This window comes from Loktanella salsilacus, assembly GCF_024206795.1.
Taxonomy (GTDB): domain Bacteria; phylum Pseudomonadota; class Alphaproteobacteria; order Rhodobacterales; family Rhodobacteraceae; genus Loktanella; species Loktanella salsilacus.
In genome coordinates, this window is sequence record NZ_CP072994.1 from 1,449,758 (window position 1) to 1,473,302 (window position 23,545).

A 23,545-nucleotide genomic window follows, 5' to 3' on the forward strand; every position below is an offset into this window, starting at 1 on the left:
CCCTTTTGGGTATGAATTTCCAACGGCTTGCCCGTTGGCGGCGCAAGCGTGCCGTTCAGAATGCGACGACCGTTGGTCTTGTCGTACTGGGCCCCGCCTTGACCATTTTGACGTTTGTCGTGCTAGGCGGACCGCTGGAACAGGGTGCGTCGTCGCCGGTGTTGCGGCTGATTTTGCTGGCCGACCTTGTCTACATTATCTTAGTCGCGGGGATGGTGATCCAGCGCGTCACGTCGATGATCGTAGCGCGGCGCAATAAATCTGCGGGCTCTCGGCTGCATTTGCGGCTGACGGGCGTCTTCGTTGCGCTGGCGTTGATCCCGACGGTGCTGGTCGCGGTCTTTGCTGTGCTCTCAATCAACCTTGGCTTTGAAGGCTGGTTTTCAGAGCGGGTGCAGAATGTGCTGGGCACATCGCTGACCACGGCGCAGGCCTATGATAACCAAGAGCGCAGCGAATTATTACGTGATGGAAATGCCTTAGCGGCCTATCTTAATCTAGAGCGGCAGACCAATTTCTTTATGGACGACGGCGATGTGCGCCAAGCGATTGCCGCCGTGCAAAACCAGCTGGACCGCGGCCTGACCGAGGTTTTCTTTCTCAACGGCGCGGGAGAGATCATGACCCGCGGCGGCAAGTCCTATGATTTCAATTACGAACGCCCAACCCCCGAAGATTTCGCCGCCGCGACTGAGACCGGCGTGAAGGTGATCGAGGACGGCGCGAACAACGAATTTCGCGCCTTGATCGCGATGGGATCGTTTCAGGACCGCTATCTTTACGTCACCCGCGGTGTCGATGGGCAGATCCTATCGCTGCTGGACGATACCGAAGAAACGGTGGCGCTGTACGAGCAATTAGAGCGCGATCGCGGCCAGCTGCTGTTCCAGTTCGGTTTTCTGTACCTTGGTTTTGCGCTGATCCTGATCCTTGCGGCCACATGGATGGGCCTGCAATTCGCTGAACGCCTGTCGCGCCCTGTGGGCCGGTTGGTGACGGCGTCGCAGCGCGTGGGTGCGGGCGATCTGGATGTGCGCGTGATCGAGGATGACGGCAACGACGAAATCAGCCAATTGGGCCATTATTTCAACCAGATGACTAGCCGCCTGAAGGGGCAGCGCGATGATCTGATGGAAAGCAACCGGTTGTTTGATTCCGTTCTTAGCTCTGTCACCTCTGGCGTTGTTGGCCTTGATGCGGTGGGGCGCGTGGCGTTCATGAACCCGTCGGCCACGCGGCTTTTGTCTGTGGCACAGGGCGAGGCGGCCGCGACAGAGTTGTCTGTGGCCGTGCCCGAATTCGGCCCGCTGTTTGAACGCCTGCGCCGTGAAGGCCGGGCTGTGGTGCAGGAACAGATTAACCTTGTGCGCGGCGGCTCTCAGGAAAGCTTGCTGGTGCGCATGGCCCCGCGCACCGGGACAGATGGCACGCTTGATGGCTACGTTGTGGCCTTTGACGACGTCACCGATCTGGTCAGTGCGCAGCGCATGGCCGCCTGGGGCGACGTCGCCCGCCGCATCGCCCACGAGATTAAGAACCCGCTGACGCCAATCCAGCTGTCGGCGGAACGGATCAAGCGCAAATTCTCTGGCGAGGTGAAGGAAAGCGACAAGCTGGAGCAGATGACCGATGTGATCGTGCGCCAGACCAATGATCTGCGCCGCATCGTCGATGAATTCAGCAAATTCGCCCGTATGCCAGAACCGCAATTGGCGCAAAGCGATCTGACCCGCCTGATCCGTGACGCGGTCACCTTGCAAGAGGCCGGGCAGCCGGGGGTTGCGATTAGCGTCGATCTGCCAGACGATCCTGTGCTGGCCGATATGGACGATACGATGATCGGGCAGGCGCTGAACAACCTGATCAAGAACGCAGGCGAGGCGATTGAGTCGCTGCAAGACACCGGAGCCGAGGTCGCGCCTCAAATACGCGTTGAATTGACGCAAACTCCCCTTCAAGCGCGCATCACGATTTCCGATAATGGGATTGGCCTGCCAGAAGACCGCGCGCGCCTGTTTGAGCCCTATGTCACCACGCGCGATAAAGGCACCGGCCTTGGCCTGCCGATCGTGCGCAAGATCATCGAAGAACACGGCGGCACCCTGTCCCTGACGGATGCCGTTCCTTTTGACGATAGCGGGCGCCACGGTGCCTGCGCCGTTATCCTGCTGCCGCTTCCCCCTGTGGGCGCGGCGGCCACAAAAATACCAGCATGAGGTTTGTAGTATGAGCGATATCCTGATCACCGACGACGAGCGTGACATCCGCGAGCTGATTGGCGACATCTTGCAAGATGAGGGCTTTGAAACCCGGCTGGCCGCGAACTCTGAACAATGCATGAGCGCGATTGCAAAGCAAAAGCCCGCGCTGATGATCCTAGATATCTGGCTTAAAGACAGTGCGATGGACGGGATCGACATCCTGAAATCCGTCAAGCGCGACCACCCCGATATTCCGATTGTCATCATTTCTGGCCACGGCAATATCGAAATCGCTGTCGCCGCGATCAAGCAGGGCGCCTATGACTTTATCGAAAAGCCGTTCAATATTGACCAGTTGATGGTCGTGATCCGGCGCGCGATGGAAACTAGCCGCCTGCGCCGCGAAAACGTCGAGCTTAAGCGGGGCGACGCTGCCCCGACCGAAATGCTGGGCGACAGCGCCGCGTTCCGCGGGCTCAAGGCGCAGCTGGATAAGGTCACAAAATCCAATGGCCGCGTGATGCTGTCTGGCCCTGCGGGGGCAGGCAAGGAAATCGCCGCGCGCTATATCCACGCCCATTCCGCCCGCGCCAATGCGCCTTTCGTCACGATTAACTCTGCCAGCGTCGAACCGGACCGGATGGAAGAGACGCTGTTCGGCCGCGAAACACCGGGCCGCGGCGTTGAAAAAGGTCTGCTGGAACAGGCGCATGGCGGCGTGATCTATCTGGACGAAGTCGCCGAAATGCCGCTAGGCACGCAGGCCAAAATGCTGCGCGTGCTGGTCGATCAGTCCTTTCAGCGTGTTGGCGGCACGGAAAAAGTGCAGGTCGATCTGCGCTTTGTGTCCTCCACCAACCGCGATCTTGCGGTCGAGATTGAGGCAGGCCGCTTTCGCCAAGAGCTGTTTCACCGCCTGAACGTGGTGCCCATCCCCGTGCCCAGCCTAGAAGAACGGCGCGAGGATATCCCCGTTCTGGCCGAGCATTTCATCGAGATGCTGAACCGGACCCAAGGCCTGCCGCTGCGCAGCCTGGCCGATGATGCCCGCGCATTGCTGCAAACGATGCTGTGGCCCGGCAACGTGCGCCAGCTGAAGAACGTCGTGGAACGTGTTCTAATCCTTGGCGAATCCACCGATCCGATCAGCGCGCGCGAACTGCCATCGTCCGAAGATACCCCCGCAGGCGACGGCCGCATCGTGCTGTCTGGCGGCCTTGCAACGCTGCCCCTGCGCGAGGCGAGAGAGCTATTCGAGCGCGAATACCTGCTGACGCAGATCAACCGCTTTGGTGGCAATATCAGCCGCACCGCGTCCTTTGTCGGAATGGAACGCAGTGCGCTGCACCGCAAGCTGAAATCGCTGGGCGTCGCCACGGCGAATAAGGCGGGTGCGCGTGTTGCCTACGTCGAAGAAGACAGCTGAATTGACGACCCCGCGCGGCTCTGTCACGAGGGGAACGGTTTCAAAGGATAGGCGCGCATGAAGGTCATTATCTGTGGTGCAGGGCAGGTCGGCTGGCAGATTGCGCGCCATCTGGCGGGTGAACGCAACGACGTCACCGTCGTTGATAACAACCCTGAGTTGGTGCGCCGCGCCACGGATACCCTTGATGTGCAAGGCATTTCCGGTTTTGCCAGCTATCCTGACATCCTTGAACGGGCCGGGGCACGCGACGCTGATATGATCATCGCCGCGACCCACTCTGACGAGGTGAATATGGTCACCTGTCAGGTGGCGCATTCGGTGTTCAACATCCGTCGCAAGATCGCCCGCCTGCGTGCGCAAAGCTATCTTGATGCGATCTACTCGGATCTGTACCGCCGCGATCATCTGCCGATTGACGTCGTCATCAGCCCAGAGCGTGAGGTGGCCGAGGCCGCCTTGCAGCGCCTTGCCTCGCCTGCTGCTTTTGACACCGAAAGCTTTCTTGACGGGCAGGGCACCTTGATGGGCATCACGCTGGGTGCTGATTGCCCGGTGATTAACACGCCGCTGCGCCAGCTGACGGATCTGTTTTCCACCCTGCGTGCGGTCGTCGTCGGCATACGCCGCGATGGCGTGTTGTGGGTGCCGACGGCCAAGGATCAGCTGTTCGCGGGCGACGACGCCTATATCTTTGTCCATCGTGACGACATGAACCGCACGCTGGAAATCTTCGGAAAAACCCAAACGAAACAAGAGCGTATCGTCATCATCGGCGGCGGCAATGTGGGCCGCGCCGTGGCGCTGGCACTGGAATCCCGCCCGGAACGCCTGCGCGTGCGGATGATCGAAAAATCCCGCATCGTGGCCGAATCTGCCGCAGACGCGCTGGACCGCACCATCGTTTTGAACGGCGACGGCCTTGATTCCGCGCTGCTGGACGAGGCGGGGATCACCTCTGCCGATGCGGTGCTCGCGGTGACGGATGACGACAAGACGAACCTGCTCGCCTCTGTGCGCGCCAAGGAAATGGGCTGCAAAATGTCGATCTGTTTGGTGAACGATCCGACCTTGGTGCCGCTGATGGGCCCGCTGGATATCGACGCCTATATCAACCCGCGATCCACCACCGTGTCGTCCATTCTGCGCCACGTCCGCCACGGCCGGGTGCGCGGCGTCTATTCCATCGGCGACGCCGAGGCAGAGATGCTAGAGGCGCAGGTGCTGGGCACATCCCCCATGGCCGGGCAGAAAATCCGCGACGTGGCCTTTCCCGAAGGCGCGCTGGTCGGCGGCTTGCTGAAACCGTCCGGCCTAGTGAAACCGACCGGAGAGACGCGGATCGAAGAGGGCGACATCATCGTGATTTTCGCCATGGCCGACGACGTGCCAGAGATCGAGCGCCTGCTTCAGGTGTCGATCGACTTTTTCTGATGCAGCGGCTGAAAACTCTGCCTTTCTTTGTGCTGCTGATGGGAATCGGCGCGCTGGCGATGCTGGTTCCTGCGATCCATGCGCTGGCGCTGCGCGATTTCGTATCCATGCGCGCGTTCTTTTACGGGGCGATCCTGTTCTTTGCGCTGACCGTGTTGATCGGCCTTGCCACCGCTGGCACCCAGCCGCGATCCGCCGCGCGCAGTCAGCTTTTGACGCTGCTGCTGGCCTTTGGCCTGCTGCCCGTGATGTTTGCCGTCCCGTTCCAAGAGGCGGGGCGCAGCCTGACGTTCTTTGATTCTTGGTTCGAAATGGTCAGCAGTTTCACCACCACCGGCGCGACCTTGTACGAGAATGCAGGCCGCTTGCAGCCGTCGCTGCACCTGTGGCGCGCGACGGTTGGCTGGATGGGCGGGCTGCTGGTCTGGATCATGGCCGCCGCCATCTTTGCCCCGATGAACCTTGGCGGATTCGAAGTGCGCGCCGCTGGCGGCATCGGCAGTTTATCCGCTGGCGGCTATAGCCAGATCAAGCAGACCGCGCAGGTCCAAGACCGCCTGTTCCGTTACGGTGCAACCTTGGTACCGATCTATGTCGCGCTGACTTTCGTGCTTTGGGTGCTGCTGATCATCGCGGGGGAAGTGCCCTATATCGCGCTGTGTCATGCGATGTCGGTGCTTTCGACTTCTGGCATATCGCCCATTGGCGGCCTGTATTATGCTGTCGCCGGATTCTGGGGCGAGGTGGTGATCTTTGCCTTCTTCATCTTCGCGATCTCTCGGCTGACGTTTTCGCGCGGCATGTTTGGCGACAGCGATGCGCGCCTGATGCGCGATCCTGAAATGCGGCTGGCCATTGGGTTGATCCTGGGCACAACGCTGATTCTATTTACCCGCCATTATCTTGGCACGATTGACGACGGCGGCCCGTCGAATATTGGCGGGCTTTTCGCGTCCATCTGGGGCAGTATTTTCACGGTCACATCGTTCCTGACAACGACTGGTTTCGAATCGCATTACTGGGACGGCGCGACGCGCTGGTCCGGGCTAGAGACTCCGGGCCTGTTTTTGGTCGGCCTCTCTTTGATCGGTGGCGGCGCGGCCACAACGGCGGGCGGCGTTAAATTGCTACGCGTTTACGCCTTGGCCCGCCATTCCGAACGAGAGCTAGAGCGCCTTTTACACCCGTCATCCGTCGCCGGCGGCGGGCGCGAGGCGCGGATGATCCGCCGCCAAGGTGCTTATATTTCATGGATATTCTTCATGTTGTTCGCCCTGTCCGTGGCGGGCACGATGATCCTGATGTCCTTAACAGGCGTGCAATTTGAAACATCTATGGTGCTGACGGTTGCGTCGCTGTCCACCACCGGACCGCTGGCCGTTGTCGCCGCCGAAGCGCCGATCAGCTATAGCGGTCTGCCCAATATGGCCAAGGCGATTTTGGCCGGCGCGATGGTGCTGGGGCGGCTGGAGACTTTGGCGATTGTTGCCCTTTTTAACCCAGAGATTTGGCGTAAATAGACTGTTCACTTTTTGGGGTGGAACATCACCACCTGAAAAGACATAATCAGGCGCAATGAACCAGCCGGTCCGCGGCTGCAAGAATAAGACAGGGTGAACTTTCATGGCGTCCGATAAAGCCAATCTGCAAGATGCGTTTCTGAACCACGTCCGCAAGACAAAGGTCCCCGTGACCATTTTCTTGGTGAACGGTGTCAAATTGCAGGGCGTCATCACATGGTTTGACAGCTTTTGCGTGCTGCTTCGCCGTGACGGTCAGTCCCAACTGGTTTACAAATCGGCGATCTCGACGATCATGCCGGCCCAGCCCATTAGCCTGTATGAAGGCGAGGAATAATTGTTCGAACGCGACCGGCCCGTCACACGGGCTTTTGTACTGCATCCCGATCTGAAAACAGACCGGGATCGCAGGGATGCCGAACCTGCTCTTGAAGAAGCAATTTCACTGGCTGCCGCGCTTCCCGACCTTGTGGTCGTGGGGGCCGAAGTGGTGCGCCTGCCCAAACTGCATCCCGGTATGCTGTTCGGCAAAGGCAAAATCGCAGAGCTAAAAGAGCGGATGAAGGCTGAAGAGGCTGAATTGGTGCTGGTGGACGGTCACGTCACGCCGGTGCAGCAGCGCAATCTGGAAAAGGCATGGGGCGTTAAGCTGCTGGACCGGACCGGATTGATCCTTGAAATCTTCTCGGACCGCGCCCGCACGGCCGAAGGCGTGTTGCAGGTCGAAATGGCCGCGCTGTCCTATCAGCGCACGCGCCTTGTCCGGGCCTGGACCCACCTTGAACGCCAGCGCGGCGGGCTTGGTTTCGTCGGCGGCCCCGGCGAGACGCAGATCGAGGCCGACCGCCGTGCCATTGATTTGCAACTGCAAAGCCTAAAGGCGCAGCTGGCCAAGGTCGTGAAAACCCGCGCCTTGCACCGCGCCGCGCGGGCGAAAGTGCCTTACCCCATCGTCGCATTGGTCGGCTATACCAACGCTGGCAAATCCACGCTGTTCAACCGGGTGACCGGGGCAGAGGTGTTCGCCAAGGACATGCTGTTCGCGACGCTGGACCCGACAATGCGGCAGATCGAATTGCCCCACGGCGAAAAGATCATCCTGTCCGACACTGTTGGTTTCATCTCTGATCTGCCGACGGAACTGGTCGCCGCCTTCCGCGCGACGCTGGAAGAAGTGCTCGACGCTGATCTGATCGTGCATGTCCGCGACATCAGCCATCCGCAAAGCCAAGAGCAGGCCGACGACGTCATGGCGATTTTGTCGACGCTGGGTGTGTCTGATACTGCGCCGATGCTGGAAGTCTGGAACAAGGTCGACCGCCTGTCGCAAGAAGAGCGCGAAGGCATGATGACCCAATCGGCGCGGACCGAGGATATCTTTGCCACCTCTGCCATAACAGGCGAAGGGATCGAGGCGCTGCTTGAGGCGATCACCGAAAAGACCAAAGACCCGCGCACCGCAGAGGTGTTGAATCTGGGTTTTGCTGACGGCAAGGCGCGGGCATGGCTCTTTGAACAAGGTGTCGTGACCGCCGATGCGCAGACCGAAGACGGATATCGTATGGATGTCTTTTGGTCAGCGATCCAAAAGGAACGCTTTAGCCGACTACCGGGCTAAAAGAGGTGCGTGATTGAACCGGGGCGTCCTGCGGAAGTTTGGGCGGCCCGGCCCATGTCACCAGCGCCCCGCGACCGCCTAGTTTCGCGTGGTAAAGCGCTTCGTCAGCGCGGCGCATCGCGCGTTCCAATGTCTCACCCGGGATCGTCGTCGCCGCGCCAATAGACAGCGTGAGGCACACTGGCAATTGCGCCGGATCGTGGGTGACACAAATCGGGCTACAAACGGCGATCCCCAAGGCCCTGATCGCGGCGGGGTCGCAGCGCACATATATGCCGAACTCCTCTCCTCCGATCCGGGCGACAATGTCATCGGGGTTGATCACACCGCGCAGGCGATCCGCGACAGCCTGCAGGCACAGATCCCCGACCGCATGCCCATAGGTATCGTTGATGTCTTTGAAGTGATCCGCGTCAGCGATCATGACATAGCCTTGATTCCCAGACCGAAAATGATCCTCTGTCAGCGATACAAAGGCGCGTCTATTTTTGAGCCCCGTCAACATATCGGTGCTGGCCAGCGCCGCCAGTCGCAGATGCAGGACATAGGATCGGTGCACCGCGAAGAGGGTCAGCGCGACAAAGGGGGCAGCGGTCAAGAAGGACAAGGCAAAGCGCGTTAGGGGGGGCAGCCCGATTTTACCGACCAGAAAGTATTCGGTCGTCATGGACACAGCATGGATCACCAGCATAAAAAATGTGAATTTGAATACCGTATCGAACCCGCCTCTTGGCGTGGTCCAGCGGATCAACCGCATTGCCAAGGTTCGACTGTAATAAAACATGGACGCACTCTAGTTGGGCAAAGGTTAACAAGACCTGAAGATTTCGCGCCTCATGCGACGTCCAAAGCGGCCGACCGGGTCCAAACAATCAAGCGTGCCCGCCCGCTTGCTTTGGCGGCATAAAGCGCCTAGTCCGCGCGGGACAAAGCCGCCTCTATCATCTGGTCGGGGCGGGTTTCGGCGGCCCCCACGGACATCGTCAGACGCAGGGGCACGGGCAGGTCGGGCAGGTTGATCAGGATTGCATTGCACAGCTTTTTGCCAAGCTGATCAATCTCTTGCATCGTGCAATAGGGCAGGTAGGCCCCGAATTCTTCGCCGCCGATCCGGCCGATCAAATCCTCTGGCCGGCGCACGTCGTTCAGGCGTTTGGCGATCGCTTGCAGACAACGATCCCCGACAGCGTGGCCATAGGTGTCGTTGATGCGTTTGAAATGATCCGCGTCGATAATCAACATGAACCCCGCATGCCCGCCGGCCTGCGCGCGGCCTGCTTGCGCAACAAAGGCGCGGCGGTTCGGCAGCCCCGTTAACACATCGGTCATCGCCAGTTCAGCCAGATGGATCTGCATCCGGTTCATATAGGTCAGCATCGTAAAGGCCAGCGCGGTGAACGGCAGCTGCACCAGCCCCGCTGTCAGTACGAGGCCGGGTAAGGACGCCAGCGGTTGCCGCAAGATGAGCAGCATGACGGCGCTATACATCGCCAGAAACGCGGTTGTTACGCCAAGCGGCTTGAGCACGTAATCGCGCCGCTGATTCAGCGCGAAGACCCGAAAAAGCCAAAGGAAAAGGGTGTCTTTTGTCATGGGGCCAAGCATGCCCCGCAACCTCTTTTCCAATGCTTAACTGGCGGCGGAATATTAGGGCGATTTTGAACTTGTTCGCGGTTGCAAGACCATCGTGCCAAGGGCAGCCGCCCGGGCCAAATCGGGGTCAAGCGACATGGGGATGTATTCGCCACGGCGCCACAGCTCGCCTAGATTATCGTAATAGCGCGACAGGAAGTGCCCTGATTGCCCCGTGGCGGTCACAAAAACCGAGCTGTCCGGGTCAGCAAAGTCGTAAACCCCGCGGTAACCTGCGGCATGTACGTTCAGGAAAGGGTCGGGTCCGGTGCCAAGGGTTTGACCGCGCATCAACGTATTATCACCGCCACTGGTGGACTGGCGGATATTCACGAACCATTGCAGCACAGGTACGGTGCCAAGCGTCGGGTGGTCGTGGGTCGCTTGGTGGGCGTCGCCCCAGCGCAGGGTTTCCAGGTTCTGGCCCCAGTTTTCGCCGATCCAGATCAGCGCATCGTCCAGCGCTTGGCGCGAAATATCGGTGCAGGTTTCCACCGGGGCGGATTGCAGCACGTCGCACCATATGGCTGCGCCATCCACATCGCGGAAGACGCGTTCGATAAACACCGGATCGACGTGGGTGAATTCGGACGAGAGCGGGCCAAGCTCGTCTCGGATCAGGCGGTCCTGTAGCGCGCGCAGCCAAGCGGCATAGATCAGCGGCTCTGGCAGATGCTCGTTCATCTCTCCGTTCCAGTTGGCAAGCAGATCAAGCGCGATCTGGCGGCGGCGCTCTGGCGTGCCATCAGCAGCGGCGTCGCCGGTAAACCACAGGTCGGCACCCATCAGCGGCAGCAATGCGCGGGCGGTAAAGCTGACGGTGTCAAGCTGCGCCTCGATAAAGCTGTCGCGGGTGTGGACCTGCCGGCTTTGCATCAGGCGGCGCCAGCGGTTCACGCGCTGGGTGTCGCCCCAGTTATAGGACACATGGTTCGGGAACGGGCGATCCACGGTCTTGTTGTTGGTATTGCCGACGATGCCGCCGTCAGGGGCAACGAATTCGGGGTTGTCCGCATAGGGCATTATGCCCTGCCACTGGTTTTCCGGCAGATAGCCATAGGACGGCAAGCGGCCTTTGCTTTGATGCGCGGGGTCGCGGCGGGGGATCGCGCCGATGGTTTTCATCGCGACATCGGTGCGGTCAGCCAGCGTCAGGTTTTGCGCAGGCGCGACATAGGGTTCGGCGGCTTTGATTGCATCCTCGATCGTATGGGCGCGCATCATGGCCATCGCCGCGGACAAGGATGGATCGTCGCCGGTCAGCGCCGTCCACGACAGGCTGGTGACATGCCCCGGCGGGGTGATCGTGCCCAGATCAAAGGTATCGGCGGGCAGCACTGGGCCGTTATCGGTCCAGCGCAGCTTAAGCGTGACAGCGGGCGCATCCTTGATCGTGATGATGCTGTCGCGGCTGCGGAAATTCTTCCACCCGTCCGCGGTGCGGTATTGGTTCGCATCGTCCGGGTTCATCTGTTCGATATGCACGTCTTGGTCGTCAACATAGGCGCTGGTGATGCCCCAGCCCAGATCGGCGCTGCGCCCCGACAACACGACGGGCAGGCCCGGTATGGTCCCGCCGATCACATCGCCAGAGGCAAGCTGCAGCCGCGCCAGATACCACACTGTTGGCGCGGTCAGTTGCAGATGCGGATCGCTGGCCAGCAACGTGGACCCGGTGGCAGAGCGGGTGATCCCGGCGGCCCAAGCGTTCGACGCGCCTTGCAGGCCGCGCGGCGCAATCGGGTACAGCGGATCGCGCGGCCCGCGCGTGTTGGCCGCGTATTTGGGCACATCACCGACAAGGGCGCTGTAATCGGGCAGGGCGGCGATGCCGCCCGTGGGATCGTCGGGCAGGATATCGGCCAGACGCTCTGGTGAGACGATCAAAGAGGTGCGCGCGCGCAGTACTTCCTCTGTCGCTTGGCCGGACAGTTGTAAGGCCAGCAGTTTGAGGATCGCAATGCTATCGGCAGGCTGCCATGGCGCGATCGGGGCGTTAAAGATCCACATCTCTGGCGCGCCGCGCCCGCGTGATCCGGTGTTAATCTCGTCCAGCCATGCGTTCACGCCGGCGGCATAGGCGGTCAGCGCGGCGGTCGTCGGGGCGTCCTGCGCTTTGACCGAACTGACGGCGAGGCTGTAAAGGTCCAGCCGCCGCATCAGCATGTCGATTTTCAGCGTGCGGGGGCCGAACATTTCTGACAGGCGGCCCTGCACTGTGCGGCGTAGCATCGTCATCTGCCACAGGCGGTCTTGTGCCTGCGCATAGCCCAGTGCGAAAAACACATCATCGTCCGTTTGGCCAAAGATATGCGGCACGTCCGCGTTATCGCGCACGATTTCTACGGGGGCGGTGATCCCAGCGACGCTATAGGTGCCGTCGTAATCGGGCAGCGAGCGCGAGGCAAAATACCACGCCAGCGTGACCAGCCCCACTGCCAAGACAAACACACCTGTTGCCAGCCGCAGCAGCCACTTGAAAATCAGCGCCATAGGATCCCCCGTCGTTCAGGCGTCCTTTTAACCCGCGCCGCCGCTGGCCGCTACCGCGCTTTTGGCTGCGATCAGCCGAAGTTGACCCACAGTGCGCCAAGGCCGACGACAGCTTCGGTGGCAAAGAACTTCCACTTCAGCGGGCTGGTGCCGTCAAGGACTAGTGACGTCGCCCGGCCAATCGCTGCCCCAGTCCACGCACAGCCGATCATGCCGTACGCAATTGGGTCGCCAATAATGATCGCGCCAAGGCCAAGGCCGATGAACAGCGCACCAGAGGCGGCGCGGACCTCGCTTGGCCCCATATTGCTGTCACCCAACTTTTTCAGGTCAAGCAGGGTCATCGTATAGCCGGGGGCCAGCCAGCCGACAGCCCCAAGGCCGATGCTGGCGAGGGCAAAGAGGATGTTGAGAATGTCCATGGCGGGCTCTCCTTTAAGATGTTGCTGGGAACGTAGCAGGCGCAGCGCGTTTGGCCAGTGCTGGGCGGGGGCCAGCCCGTCGCCGACTGGTTCTTGAACCAGTGGCGCACCAACCGGCAACCCCCCGAGGTATTTTTGACCAGAAGAAGGATTGGACATGGAAAAGGCGGCGCTTTGGGGCGCCGCCTTTGGTGGTGTGGTTGTGGCTGGCGGGCTTTAGAAGCCGGCTTTGATCAGCTCGAAGGTTTCGGCCTGGCGTTCGCGCATCTCGTTGCTCATGGGTAACTGGGCCAGCACGGGGACGTCGATTTCTTCAAGTCCTGCGGCGACCAGCTGCTCTTGCGTGATCTCGGAGGTCAGCGCGGCTTTGTTCGCGGTACCGAAGCCGTTTTCCAGCAGCGGGATCGCGGAGGCGGGCGCGAGCATGGCGTTCAGGTAGTCATAGGCGTTTTCCTCGACGCCCTGGCCGTCCTTCAGGTTTACATAGCCGCACAGCCACAGCGAGGAGCCTTCGGTCGCGGTGCGTTGAAAGCCAATCGGGCGGCCTTCATCGACCATGGTGGGATAGGTTTCGTTCCAGGCCCAGCTGATCTGGATTTCGCCAGAGGCCATCAGCTGTGCCAGCTCTGCCGGGTCGGTCCAATAGGTGCGCAGGTTGGGGTGCACGTCGCGCAGCCACTGGGACGCGGCCTCGAACTGTTCGTCCGTGGCTTGGGTCCAGTTGTCGACGCCAGTCGCGAGGTAGGCCAGCGCGTAAGCGTCATCGACGTTGTCGGGCAGGGACATGCGGCCTTGGTACTTGGGGTCTTTGAAGACCTGCAAGGACGCCACATCCTCGGCGGGGACGTCTTCGGGGTTATAGGCGATCGCGGTCGAGCCGAAATCGGTCGGGACGAAATAGACGCCGTCGGTGGCGGCAACATCGGTGCCGGTCAGGTCGCTATCAAGGGTGTCATAGGCTTCGATCATTTCGGTGTCCCATTCGTCCAGAATACCGCTTTCGACCCATTTGGTCACAGAGCCAGCGCAGATATGCGCCACATCGGCCTGAAAGCCGGACCGGATTTTCTGGAACGCTTCTTCTTCGTCGCCGAAAAAGCTGAACGTCGGCTCTGCGCCGTGCTTTTCCAGATAGGCGGTGTGATACTCGGGCAGCTCGAAGCCGGGATAGTCCAGCACCAGCAGGCCGCCGTCCTGCGCCATGGCAGCGGTGGCGAAAAGGGCAAGGGCGGTGCCGCCCAGCAAGGTCTTGGTATTCATGATCGAAAACTCCCGTGATGTTGCTTTGCCGGTGACGTTATTGTGCACCTTTGCATCGGGCAAGGTGGAAACGCACGGGCGGGCCCTTTCGCGCAGGCCGCGCCGAAAATGCAGGCGATAGCGTCGCTTAGCGGCTTGGCATGCAGGCACCATCGTGCCAGCATACCTGCAGCATATGTTTGGGAGGACACCGCGCACCATGACACCGGCCGCATTACGCCTAGATTTACGCAGCCTGTCGTGGATTGCGGTTTTCGCCGTCATTCTGGTGGCTTGGGCGGCGATGTTCATGATGGCGCGGATGTCTGGGATCGATGTGTGGGGCCGGCCCGTCGGCATGAACATGATGCCGATGACGCAGTTCGGCGCGCTGTTTGGGATGTGGGCGATCATGATGGCGGCGATGATGTTGCCGACCATGGTGCCAACGCTGAGCACGTATGAACGGTTGATGGTGTCCGCTGATGGCACCCGCGCGGGCTGGTTTGGCGTCTTGCTGGGGTATAGCGTCGCATGGGCCGTATTTGCCGCCGTGATTGCGGCGGTGCAGGCTGCCCTGATTGCGGCAGGTTGGGTGAATGATCTGGGGGCGCTGACATCGCGCTTGTTGACCGCCGCATTGTTGATCGCCGTCGGTGCGTTCCAGTTCAGCCGGACGAAGGCGGTGTGTCATGGCCGCTGCCATGCGCCGATGACGTTCTTTCTGGGCCGTTGGCGCACCGGCTTTGGCGGCGGGCTGGATATGGGCCTGCGGATGGGCGGCTTTTGCACCCTGTGTTGCTGGGGCTTTATGGCGTTGGGGTTCGCAGCAGGCACCATGTCACTGCTGTGGATGGGCGCTGCGACACTTTTCATGGTGCTGGAAAAGCTGCCTGCCATCGGACACCGCCTGATCAAGCCTGCGGGCGTTATTTTAATCGTGGCGGGCTGCGGGGCCGCCGCCATGTCGATACTTTGAAGGAGCCTGTTATGACAGAAACCACTGCCGACCGCATTCCGGTATCACAGCGCATCGACAGCCGTGTCGCCAATCCGCGCCGCGCCAAGATGCAGCCGACCAATTGGGCGATCAAAGGCGAGCTGTTTTTGAACTGCTCATGCACGGTGTTTTGCCCCTGCGTGGTATCGCTTGGCGCGCATCCCCCGACCGAAGGGCATTGCCACGCCTGGATGGCCATCGCGATTGATGAGGGTCATTTCGAGGGCGAGGATTTGTCTGGCCTAAACGTCGGTCTGCTGGTCGATATTCCGGGCCGCATGGCCGAAGGGAACTGGAAGGTCGCGGCCTACGTCGATGACCGCTCGTCTCAGAAGGCGTATAACGGGCTGCTTAAGATCTTTTCGGGTCAGGCGGGCGGCACGACGGGGCTGTTCACCATGCTGGTGTCCGAGATCATCGGGGCTGAGCGGGAAAAGGTCGAGATTGTGCGCGATGGCACCAAGCGGGGCATTTATATCGGGCGGAAAATCCAAGGCGAGATCGAGATGATGAAAGGGGCCGACCCCGATCATCCCGTCATGGTCAGCAATTCGAAGTACTGGATGGGGCCGGATATCATTGCCGCGACGGGCGTGAAATCCAAAGTGCGTGATTATGGCCGGGTCTGGGACTTTGGCGGGAAATCCGCTGAGATTTGCCCGATTGACTGGAAAGGACCAAAGCCGTGACAGATCGCACCTATTGCCGCACCATGTCGCGTTACAATGCATGGCAGAACAAAGGGTTATGGGACGTCCTAAAGCAAATGGACGAGGCTGATCTGGCCGCGGATCGCGGTTTGCCGCAGGGGTCGGTGCTGGGCACGCTGAACCATTTGCTGTGGCTGGATCAGATGTGGCTGTCGCGACTGTTCAAGGTCAAAACGCCCGATGTGGCCCACGACAAGACCGCGCAGATGACACTGACGACCGCCGCATGGTGGGCTGAACGGTTCCGGGCGGACGGTGCGCTGCGGATGTGGGCGGATACGCTGGCCAGTGTCGATCTGCATGGGGATTTGGCGTTTTGGTCGCTGACCAGCCAAAGCGACGTCATCGCGCCGCGCGACATCTGCGTGATGCATATGTTTAACCAGCAGGCTGATTTGCGCGCGCAGGTCCGCTTTGTGTTGGCTGGGATGGGGCAGGCGTTGCCGCCGACGGCGCTGTTTTTGATGCCGCGGGACTGATGGATTGCGGAGAGTGGAGCGTTGCCGGGGCAAAGGCATAACGTGTCATGCGGGGGGCGGAGCCTCCGGCGGGAGTTTATTTGGCAAGGTGAAAACCTAGCTGTGCAGAAAGGAAACCGAATGTTCAATGCGATGATCGTGGAGAAGGATGACGCAGGCCAGACCAGCGCATCGGTGCAGCAGATTGATCTGGATCGTTTGCCCGCAGGCGAGGTGACGGTTGCGGTCGATTATTCGACTGTTAATTATAAGGACGGGTTGTGCCTTGGGCCGGGCGGCGGGCTGGTGCGGAATTATCCGCATGTTCCGGGCATCGACTTTGCCGGCACGGTCGAGGCATCGGATGACGCGCGGTACAAACCCGGCGACAAGGTGGTGCTGACCGGCTGGCGCGTTGGCGAGGCGCATTGGGGCGGCTACGCCCAAAAGGCGCGGGTGAAGGCCGATTGGCTGGTGCCACTGCCAGAGGGGCTGAGCACGCGCGATGCGATGGCTGTTGGCACTGCTGGATTGACGGCGATGTTGGCGGTGATGGCGCTGGAGGATCACGGCATCAAGGCGGGGCCTGTGCTGGTGACCGGCGCCTCTGGCGGGGTCGGCTCTGTTGCGACGGCAATCTTGTCGCATTTAGGGTATAAGGTGGCCGCGGTCACCGGGCGGCCAGAGGGGGCGGATTATCTGCGCGATCTGGGCGCAACCGAGATTATCGCCCGCGAAGAGTTAGCCGAGACCGTCAAGCGCCCGCTTGAGGGCGAGCGATGGGGCGGCTGCGTTGATGCGGTGGGCGGCGCGATGTTGGCGCGGGTGCTGGGGCAGATGGAATACGGTGCCTCTGTCGCGGCGGTCGGTCTGGCGGGGGGCGCGGGTCTGCCTGCGACGGTCATTCCGTTCTTGCTGCGCGGCGTGAACCTGCTGGGCATCGACAGCGTGATGCAGCCCTATGACAATCGCTTGCGGGCATGGAAGCGGGTCGCCAGCGATCTGCCGATGGACAAGCTGCAGGCGATGATCACCCCCGCGACCTTGTCTGATTTGCCGCGTTTAGGTGCCGATATTCTGCAAGGGCAAGTCCGCGGACGGGTCGTTGTGGACGTCAATTCATAGGGTATTAAGGCAACGGTGGTGAAAAGAGGTATCGGCATAAGGTTGCCGGTACCTCTGACCGCGTTAGATGGCGTGCTTCATAATTAATAAAAGCCCGGGAGACTCTGACAGATGCCCTTTAAACCGCCATTGCGGAAACTTGATATCGATACCGCGGACACCGGGTTTTACGAAGGTTACAACACCTACGTGACCTTGGGTGCCAAGGTCATCATCGTCCTGCTGATCATCTGGGCCGCCGTTTGGTCCGAAAACGCAGGCAGCACCCTGGGTGCGATCCGGTCGACCATCGACGCCTATACCGGCCCTTGGTACATGTATGTCGTCGCGTTGTTTATCGTGACCTGCTTTGGCCTTGCGCTGTATCCGCGCACAGGCAAGCTGATGCTGGGCAAGCCCGGCGATACGCCTGAATTCGACAGCTTTTCGTGGTTTTCCATGATGTTCGGCGCAGGCATCGGCATCGGCATGCTGACCTATGCCACGGCAGAGCCCATCTATCACTTCGGCACCAACCCAGAGACGATCCAAGGCCTAACCACAGGCGGCGCGGCGGACAATGTGCGCGATGCGTTCAAGTGGTCGTTTCTGCACTGGGGCCTGTCGGCTTGGGCGTGCTACGCGATCGTCGGCCTTGCGCTGGCGTTCTTTTCCTACGCTCGCGGCTTGCCGCTGACGATCCGGTCGGGCCTGACACCGCTGTTTGGCAAAACGCTGGAGGGGCCCCTGGGCCATGTCATCGACATCGTGTCGGTCGTCGCCACCATTCTGGGCGTCGCTGTGACGATCGGTTACGGCGTGTCGCAGTTCGCATCTGGCGTGTTTAACATCACCGGCGCGCAGTGGTTGATGACCGAAGATGGGGCCCCGACCGTCGCGGCCATGTTGGCTGCCTTGGTCATTGTGATGCTGTGTTCGGTGCTGTCGGCGCTGTCCGGTGTTGGCAAGGGCATCAAGTGGTTGTCCAACCTGAACATGGGGCTGTCGTTCTTCATCCTCGCGTTCTTTTTGGTCTTCGGTTCGACCTTGTTTGCGTTCAAGGCGCTGTTCGTCGGCATCTGGGACTACATCACCGCGCTGCCTTATATGTCTGTTCATATTTTCAGCCCCGATGGCACGGGCGCGGATAACGTGACCAACCAACTGGCCGGATGGCAGGGTGGTTGGACCGTGTTCTATTGGGCATGGTGGATTGCATTTGCACCTTTCGTCGGCCTGTTCTTGGCGCGGATCAGCCGGGGCCGGTCGGTGCGGGAATACGTGCTGGGCGCGATGATTGTGCCGTCGGTGATGTGTTTCGTCTGGTTCGCCTTTGCCGGCGGCACGGCGATTGACCTGACGCTGAATGGCGGCGCGGGCGATCAAATCACAGGTGCGGGCATTTCTAGCCAGCTGTTCGCGATGATCAACTTTATGCTGTCGCCGCTACTGGCCAAACTGATGAGCATCGTGATCGTTGTTCTATTGCTGACCTATCTGGTCACCTCGGCGGACTCGGCGATTTTGATCATCAACACGATTGCCGCCGCTGGCGACGAGAGTGAGAAGGGCCGCATCCACATTATTGTCTGGGGTTGTATCCTTGGCATCGTGATCGGTGCGCTGCTGATGGCGGGCGGATTGGACGCGATCAACACGGCGATGATCATCGGGGCACTGCCGTTCAGCGTCGTGATGGTGCTGATGTGTATCGCGCTGATCAAGGCGCTGTACCGCGACGGCAAGCGTGAAGCGCATGCAGAAGCCGCAGCAGCGCGGAGCAAGACTGCCGCGTAAACCATTTGCATTTGGTTGCTCAGAAGGGCCCCCGCTGTAATTGCGGGGGCCTTTTTTCATTTTATAACAGTAGTTTAATGGATTTGGCGAAATGTTCTGATCACATCGGTGTGAAAACCGCGTCATTCGTGCTAAGTTTTTGTTAATCAAAACATAGCAATAAAGGACGTGCGCATGAGCGACGCGGCAAACGAGGGGATTCCGCCCCCGGACGGTAAAGCCGACCTGATCGATACGGACTACGAAATCGGCCAAGACAATATCGAAGGCTCGGTGCTGAGTGTCGGCTTCGACATCCACAATCCGGTGTTCGGCATTTCGGCCACCGCAGTGGTTGCCTTTGTGTTTTATACGCTGGCCTTGCCGGAACAATCCGGCTCGGTTTTCACTTGGCTGTTCAGCACGGTGACAAAGGGCTTTGACTGGTTCTTTGTGACCGCGGCGAACATCTTTGTGTTGTTCTGCTTGTTCCTGATCGTCTCGCCCTTGGGCAAGGTGCGTCTGGGCGGCAAGGATGCAACGGCGGATTACACCTATATGGGGTGGTTTTCGATGCTGTTTGCGGCGGGCATGGGCATTGGCCTGATGTTCTATGGCGTGTCCGAACCGCTGTCGCATTTCACCAGCTCTTTGGGCGGCACGACCGTTGAAAACGGGATGCGTACGGATTGGGCCCCGCTTGGCGCAGCCGGCGGTGACGCGTCAGAGGCGATGCGCCTTGGCATGGCGGCGACGATCTTTCACTGGGGTCTGCACCCTTGGGCGATCTATGCCGTTGTCGGTCTGGCCTTGGCCTTGTTCAGCTATAACAAGGGCTTACCCCTGACCATGCGCTCTGCCTTCTACCCCCTGCTTGGAGAGCGGATCTGGGGCTGGCCGGGTCACATCATCGACATCTTGGCGGTTTTTGCCACGCTGTTCGGTCTAGCGACATCCCTTGGCTTTGGCGCAACGCAGGCAAACGCTGGCCTGAACGAAGTCTTCGGCCTGCCCATGGGCAACACGACCGAAGTGCTGCTGATCTCTGGCATCACCGCGGTCGCGCTGATCTCTGTGCTGCGCGGCCTTGATGGCGGCGTAAAGATCCTGTCCGAAATCAACATGGGCCTCGCGTTCTTGCTGCTGGCCTTCGTGCTGTTGGTCGGCCCGACGCTATCGATCCTTGGCATCTTTGGCTCTAGCTTACTGGCCTATGTCGAATATCTGCCGCAACTTGCGAACCCCATCGGGCGCGATGACACCAACTTTTTGCAAGGCTGGACGTCCTTCTATTGGGCGTGGTGGATCAGCTGGTCGCCTTTCGTCGGCATGTTTATCGCCCGCGTCAGCCGGGGCCGCACCGTGCGTGAATTCATCACCTGCGTGCTGTTGATTCCGTCGCTGGTCTGCGTGCTGTGGATGTCGGTCTTTGGCGGCATTGCGATCACGCAGGTCGTCCAAGAAGGCTATACCGCAGCCCAAGACGCAGAGCTGCCATTGCAGCTGTTCAAGGTGCTGCAAGACCTGCCGCTGACCACGATCACATCGCTGATCGGCGTCGTGCTGGTTATCGTGTTCTTCGTGACATCGTCTGACTCCGGCTCGTTGGTGATCGACACGATCACCGCAGGCGGCAAGGTCGACGCGCCGGTGCCCCAGCGCGTCTTTTGGTGCATCTTTGAAGGCGCGGTGGCCATCGTGCTGCTGCTGTCGGCCGGCGGCCTTGGGTCATTGCAATCCATGGTGATCTCGACCGGTTTGCCGTTCACCGTGGTGCTGCTGGTGATGTGTGTCGCGATCTATCGCGGCCTGAAGTCCGAACGCGCGAATACGTAAAAAAACGCGGCAGGCGGGTTGTTTTGCAACCCGCCTGTTGATCCCGGCCCGGACCCAGCTAAGTTGGGGACATGACTGATAAATCCCCCATCATTATGTGGTTCCGGCGCGACCTGCGCCTTGGCGACCACCCCGCACTCACCGAAGCCTGCAACAGCGGCCGCCCGGTCATCCCGCTTTTCATCCACGACGATGTGGTGGCCGGGCAGGGCGCCGCACCGCGCTTTCGCCTTGGGCTGTCGGTCGCGTCGCTGCGGGATGCCTTGGCTGACAAGGGGGCCAAGCTGATCCTGCGCCGCGGCGATGCGCTCAGCGTTTTGCGTGATGTTATCAAAGAGACTGGGGCCGGTGCCGTCTATTGGTCGCGCCTGTACGATCCCATCAGCAAGGCCCGCGATACCGCCGTCAAGGCGGGGCTGAAAGATGACGGCATCGACGCCGTCAGTTTTCGCGGTCATCTGCTGTTCGAGCCTTGGAGCGTCGAGACGCAGACCGGTGGCTTTTACAAAGTCTACACCCCGATGTGGAAATCTGTCCGCAGCCGCGAACTTCCCAATACCCTGCCTGCGCCCGGCAAAATCCCTGCGCCTGATAGCTGGCCCGCAAGCGATGCGCTGGACGACTGGGCGATGGGCGCAGATATGCGGCGCGGCCACGACGTTGTGCTGCCGCATTGCACCGTTGGCGAAACCGCTGCCAGCCACCGGCTGGGTGCCTTTATCGCAAACCGTGTCGCAGATTATAAAGCCGCGCGCGATATTCCGGGGATTAAGGGGACATCCGGCCTGTCGGAAAACCTGACCTATGGCGAAATCAGCCCGCTGGCCTGCTGGCACGCAGGATGGCGCGCGCTGCATGACGGCAAGGGCGATGCCGAAGTATTTCTGAAAGAGCTGGTCTGGCGCGAGTTTGCCTACCACCTGGCCCACCACACGCCGCGCATCACAACGGGCAACTGGCGCGAGGATTGGGATGCTTTCCCATGGAAAACCGACGAGCGGCTGGCCGAGGTGAAGGCTTGGAAGCAAGGGCGCACCGGCATCCGATTTGTTGATGCGGCGATGCGCGAATTGCAGGTGACGGGGACGATGCACAACCGGGGGCGGATGATCGTCGCCAGCTATTTGACCAAGCACCTGATGTGTCATTGGAAAATCGGTTTGGATTGGTTCCAGGACCAACTGATCGACTGGGACCCCGCATCAAACGCGATGGGATGGCAGTGGTCCGCAGGATCGGGCCCGGATGCGACGCCCTATTTCCGGGTGTTCAATCCCGTAACTCAGCTGGATAAGTTCGATAAAAATCGCGACTACGCTAAGGCGTGGCTGGCAGAGGATTATAAGAACCCGTCACAGACCGCGCTGGCCTTTTACGATGCCATTCCACTGCGCTGGAATATGGCACCTGATGATGCCTATCCCGATCCGGTTGTGACCGCCGAAGACGGCCGCAAGGCGGCGCTTGCCGCCTATAAGGACCGTGATTTTTAAGCGGCGAGGCGTGCCTGACGGAAGGAAATCAGGCGGTTCCGCTTGACGTCCCACAGATCAAGCGAGGCGCATTTCAGGCTTTCGCGCATCGTCATGCGGCTGACTTCGACCAGTTCCTTGTGATCGCGCAGCACGTCGGGCAGACGATAGAACGGGATGCGGCTGTACAGGTGGTGCACATGGTGAATGCCGATGTTGGCGGTCATCCAGCGCAGAACCAGCGGCAAATCGTAATGAGAGCTGCCGTGCAGCGCCGCCTCGTGCAACTGCCAGTCGGGGTCATGCTCCCACATTGTCGTTTCGAACTGGTGCTGGACATAGAACAGCCACACGCCAGCGGACGCGGCGACAAAGACCGGCGGCACAAAGACAAAGGCAACAGCCTGCCAGCCACCAAAGTAAGCGATCAGCGCCACAGCCACGGCCAGCGCGACATTGGTTACCATAGCGGAAATCCAGTAGACCTTGCCCGCGGTCATCAGACCCAGCGGCACGCGGTTCTGGATAAAGAACAAATATGTCGGACCAAGGCCGAACATCACCAGCGGGTGACGATAAAGGCGGTACATGAAACGCCGCAGCGGCGGCAGCGCGTTGTATTCGTCCAAAGTCAGCGTCGTGACATCGCCGATGCCGCGCCGATCCAGATTGCCCGCATGCGAATGGTGCAGCGCGTGGGTGCGGCGCCAGACGTCATATGGGGTGAGCGTCACAACGCCCAAAATCCGGCCAGCCCAATCGCTAAGATGGCGGTTGTTAAAGAAAGAACCATGTCCGCAATCGTGCTGTATTGCAAAAAGGCGCACCAAAAAGCCACCGTTCACAACGCCAATCGCAAGCGCCAGCAACCAGCTGACCTGCACTGCATACCAGGCAGCGACCCACAAAGCGACGAAACCAGCGACCGTGACGCCAAGTTCGAAAAAACTGCGTGATGTGTTAGGATCGCGATAGGCCGCAAGAATGCGGACCCAATCACGCGCGGCAGGAGTGTCGGGCGGTAGGTGGGTCGTCGAAGGCATTCTGTTATCAGTCCTTTGTGGTGTGTTGCATGCGATAAACGAGATGTAGTTATAAACAAGTAAATTCGGCGACATCCGGCGAATAGACAGGCAAACCGCGGCACCCTGTCGCGGGTAGGTCGCAACTATTTCGCCTCTGACGCGTGACTTTCGGGTGCGAC

Annotated in this window: 19 protein-coding genes; 13 read left to right on the forward strand and 6 right to left on the reverse strand. The window is 60.3% G+C overall.

The window, feature by feature from the left end:
- Positions 1 to 11: 11 nt before the first annotated feature.
- From KBW81_RS07130 to hflX, 6 genes are all read left to right on the forward strand, one after another.
- Positions 12 to 2,216, forward strand: a complete 2,205-nt coding sequence (locus tag KBW81_RS07130; protein WP_254249016.1) for a sensor histidine kinase NtrY-like — start codon at positions 12 to 14, stop codon at positions 2,214 to 2,216.
- Between the two features lie 10 nt (positions 2,217 to 2,226).
- Positions 2,227 to 3,627, forward strand: a complete 1,401-nt coding sequence (gene ntrX, locus KBW81_RS07135) for a nitrogen assimilation response regulator NtrX (protein WP_090184951.1) — start codon at positions 2,227 to 2,229, stop codon at positions 3,625 to 3,627.
- Positions 3,628 to 3,684: 57 nt separating this feature from the next.
- A complete protein-coding gene (trkA, locus tag KBW81_RS07140; RefSeq protein WP_090184954.1) occupies positions 3,685 to 5,061 on the forward strand; it encodes a Trk system potassium transporter TrkA in 1,377 nt (458 codons plus the stop codon).
- Positions 5,061 to 6,581, forward strand: coding sequence for a TrkH family potassium uptake protein (locus tag KBW81_RS07145; RefSeq protein ID WP_090184957.1), 1,521 nt, complete (start codon positions 5,061 to 5,063; stop codon positions 6,579 to 6,581). Before trkA ends, KBW81_RS07145 begins: the two co-directional genes overlap by 1 nt.
- 103 nt (positions 6,582 to 6,684) lie before the next feature.
- Complete coding sequence (gene hfq, locus KBW81_RS07150; protein ID WP_072899168.1) at positions 6,685 to 6,918, forward strand: RNA chaperone Hfq; 234 nt, start codon at positions 6,685 to 6,687, stop codon at positions 6,916 to 6,918.
- Positions 6,919 to 8,199, forward strand: coding sequence for a GTPase HflX (gene hflX / locus KBW81_RS07155; RefSeq protein ID WP_254248825.1), 1,281 nt, complete (start codon positions 6,919 to 6,921; stop codon positions 8,197 to 8,199). It begins immediately after the preceding gene.
- On the opposite strand, the gene KBW81_RS07160 is transcribed toward hflX, so the two are convergent.
- The 5 genes from KBW81_RS07160 to KBW81_RS07180 form a co-directional block, all read right to left on the reverse strand.
- The gene (locus KBW81_RS07160; protein WP_254248826.1) at positions 8,180 to 8,983 is read right to left on the reverse strand and encodes a GGDEF domain-containing protein; all 804 of its coding nucleotides are present in this window, start codon (positions 8,981 to 8,983) and stop codon (positions 8,180 to 8,182) included. The two genes, hflX and KBW81_RS07160, sit on opposite strands and share 20 nt — an antisense overlap.
- Positions 8,984 to 9,111: 128 nt before the next feature.
- Entirely contained in the window at positions 9,112 to 9,792 is a 681-nt protein-coding gene (locus tag KBW81_RS07165) for a GGDEF domain-containing protein (protein WP_254248827.1), read from the reverse strand.
- A gap of 54 nt (positions 9,793 to 9,846) precedes the next feature.
- Complete coding sequence (locus KBW81_RS07170; protein ID WP_254248828.1) at positions 9,847 to 12,324, reverse strand: penicillin acylase family protein; 2,478 nt, start codon at positions 12,322 to 12,324, stop codon at positions 9,847 to 9,849.
- Positions 12,325 to 12,395: 71 nt separating this feature from the next.
- Positions 12,396 to 12,746, reverse strand: coding sequence for a DUF4345 family protein (locus KBW81_RS07175; protein ID WP_254248829.1), 351 nt, complete (start codon positions 12,744 to 12,746; stop codon positions 12,396 to 12,398).
- A gap of 216 nt (positions 12,747 to 12,962) precedes the next feature.
- Positions 12,963 to 14,006: a type 2 periplasmic-binding domain-containing protein gene (locus tag KBW81_RS07180; RefSeq protein ID WP_254248830.1), complete on the reverse strand. Its 1,044-nt coding sequence runs from the start codon at positions 14,004 to 14,006 to the stop codon at positions 12,963 to 12,965.
- Positions 14,007 to 14,205: 199 nt separating this feature from the next.
- On the opposite strand from KBW81_RS07180, the gene KBW81_RS07185 reads away from it, so the two are divergent.
- The 7 genes from KBW81_RS07185 (at position 14,206) to KBW81_RS07215 (ending at position 22,362) form a co-directional block, all read left to right on the forward strand.
- Complete coding sequence (locus KBW81_RS07185) at positions 14,206 to 14,964, forward strand: DUF2182 domain-containing protein (protein WP_254248831.1); 759 nt, start codon at positions 14,206 to 14,208, stop codon at positions 14,962 to 14,964.
- Between the two features lie 11 nt (positions 14,965 to 14,975).
- A complete protein-coding gene (locus KBW81_RS07190; protein WP_090184979.1) occupies positions 14,976 to 15,674 on the forward strand; it encodes a DUF1326 domain-containing protein in 699 nt (232 codons plus the stop codon).
- Positions 15,671 to 16,174 carry a DinB family protein gene (locus KBW81_RS07195; protein ID WP_254248832.1) on the forward strand — a complete coding sequence of 168 codons (504 nt, stop codon included), beginning with the start codon at positions 15,671 to 15,673 and terminating at the stop codon, positions 16,172 to 16,174. The genes KBW81_RS07190 and KBW81_RS07195 overlap by 4 nt, the downstream gene beginning before the upstream one ends.
- 120 nt (positions 16,175 to 16,294) lie before the next feature.
- Positions 16,295 to 17,278, forward strand: a complete 984-nt coding sequence (gene acuI / locus KBW81_RS07200) for an acryloyl-CoA reductase (RefSeq protein ID WP_254248833.1) — start codon at positions 16,295 to 16,297, stop codon at positions 17,276 to 17,278.
- A gap of 111 nt (positions 17,279 to 17,389) precedes the next feature.
- Entirely contained in the window at positions 17,390 to 19,054 is a 1,665-nt protein-coding gene (locus KBW81_RS07205; protein ID WP_090184987.1) for a BCCT family transporter, read from the forward strand.
- A 174-nt stretch (positions 19,055 to 19,228) separates the two neighbouring features.
- Positions 19,229 to 20,869: a BCCT family transporter gene (locus KBW81_RS07210; protein WP_090184991.1), complete on the forward strand. Its 1,641-nt coding sequence runs from the start codon at positions 19,229 to 19,231 to the stop codon at positions 20,867 to 20,869.
- Positions 20,870 to 20,940: 71 nt separating this feature from the next.
- A complete protein-coding gene (locus tag KBW81_RS07215; protein WP_254248834.1) occupies positions 20,941 to 22,362 on the forward strand; it encodes a cryptochrome/photolyase family protein in 1,422 nt (473 codons plus the stop codon).
- Here the strand turns inward: KBW81_RS07215 and KBW81_RS07220 are convergent.
- Positions 22,359 to 23,384 carry a fatty acid desaturase gene (locus KBW81_RS07220; RefSeq protein ID WP_090184997.1) on the reverse strand — a complete coding sequence of 342 codons (1,026 nt, stop codon included), beginning with the start codon at positions 23,382 to 23,384 and terminating at the stop codon, positions 22,359 to 22,361. The two genes, KBW81_RS07215 and KBW81_RS07220, sit on opposite strands and share 4 nt — an antisense overlap.
- Between the last annotated feature and the right edge of the window lie 161 nt (positions 23,385 to 23,545).

Bases quoted from the DNA above. Each gene is read 5' to 3' on its own strand.
- KBW81_RS07130 (WP_254249016.1), top strand. From the start codon at position 12: ATGAATTTCCAACGGCTTGCCCGTTGGCGGCGCAAGCGTGCCGTTCAG.
- ntrX (WP_090184951.1), top strand. From the start codon at position 2,227: ATGAGCGATATCCTGATCACCGACGACGAGCGTGACATCCGCGAGCTG.
- trkA (WP_090184954.1), top strand. From the start codon at position 3,685: ATGAAGGTCATTATCTGTGGTGCAGGGCAGGTCGGCTGGCAGATTGCG.
- KBW81_RS07145 (WP_090184957.1), top strand. From the start codon at position 5,061: ATGCAGCGGCTGAAAACTCTGCCTTTCTTTGTGCTGCTGATGGGAATC.
- hfq (WP_072899168.1), top strand. From the start codon at position 6,685: ATGGCGTCCGATAAAGCCAATCTGCAAGATGCGTTTCTGAACCACGTC.
- KBW81_RS07160 (WP_254248826.1), bottom strand. From the start codon at position 8,983: ATGTTTTATTACAGTCGAACCTTGGCAATGCGGTTGATCCGCTGGACC.
- KBW81_RS07165 (WP_254248827.1), bottom strand. From the start codon at position 9,792: ATGACAAAAGACACCCTTTTCCTTTGGCTTTTTCGGGTCTTCGCGCTG.
- KBW81_RS07170 (WP_254248828.1), bottom strand. From the start codon at position 12,324: ATGGCGCTGATTTTCAAGTGGCTGCTGCGGCTGGCAACAGGTGTGTTT.
- KBW81_RS07175 (WP_254248829.1), bottom strand. From the start codon at position 12,746: ATGGACATTCTCAACATCCTCTTTGCCCTCGCCAGCATCGGCCTTGGG.
- KBW81_RS07180 (WP_254248830.1), bottom strand. From the start codon at position 14,006: ATGAATACCAAGACCTTGCTGGGCGGCACCGCCCTTGCCCTTTTCGCC.
- KBW81_RS07185 (WP_254248831.1), top strand. From the start codon at position 14,206: ATGACACCGGCCGCATTACGCCTAGATTTACGCAGCCTGTCGTGGATT.
- KBW81_RS07190 (WP_090184979.1), top strand. From the start codon at position 14,976: ATGACAGAAACCACTGCCGACCGCATTCCGGTATCACAGCGCATCGAC.
- acuI (WP_254248833.1), top strand. From the start codon at position 16,295: ATGTTCAATGCGATGATCGTGGAGAAGGATGACGCAGGCCAGACCAGC.
- KBW81_RS07205 (WP_090184987.1), top strand. From the start codon at position 17,390: ATGCCCTTTAAACCGCCATTGCGGAAACTTGATATCGATACCGCGGAC.
- KBW81_RS07210 (WP_090184991.1), top strand. From the start codon at position 19,229: ATGAGCGACGCGGCAAACGAGGGGATTCCGCCCCCGGACGGTAAAGCC.
- KBW81_RS07215 (WP_254248834.1), top strand. From the start codon at position 20,941: ATGACTGATAAATCCCCCATCATTATGTGGTTCCGGCGCGACCTGCGC.
- KBW81_RS07220 (WP_090184997.1), bottom strand. From the start codon at position 23,384: ATGCCTTCGACGACCCACCTACCGCCCGACACTCCTGCCGCGCGTGAT.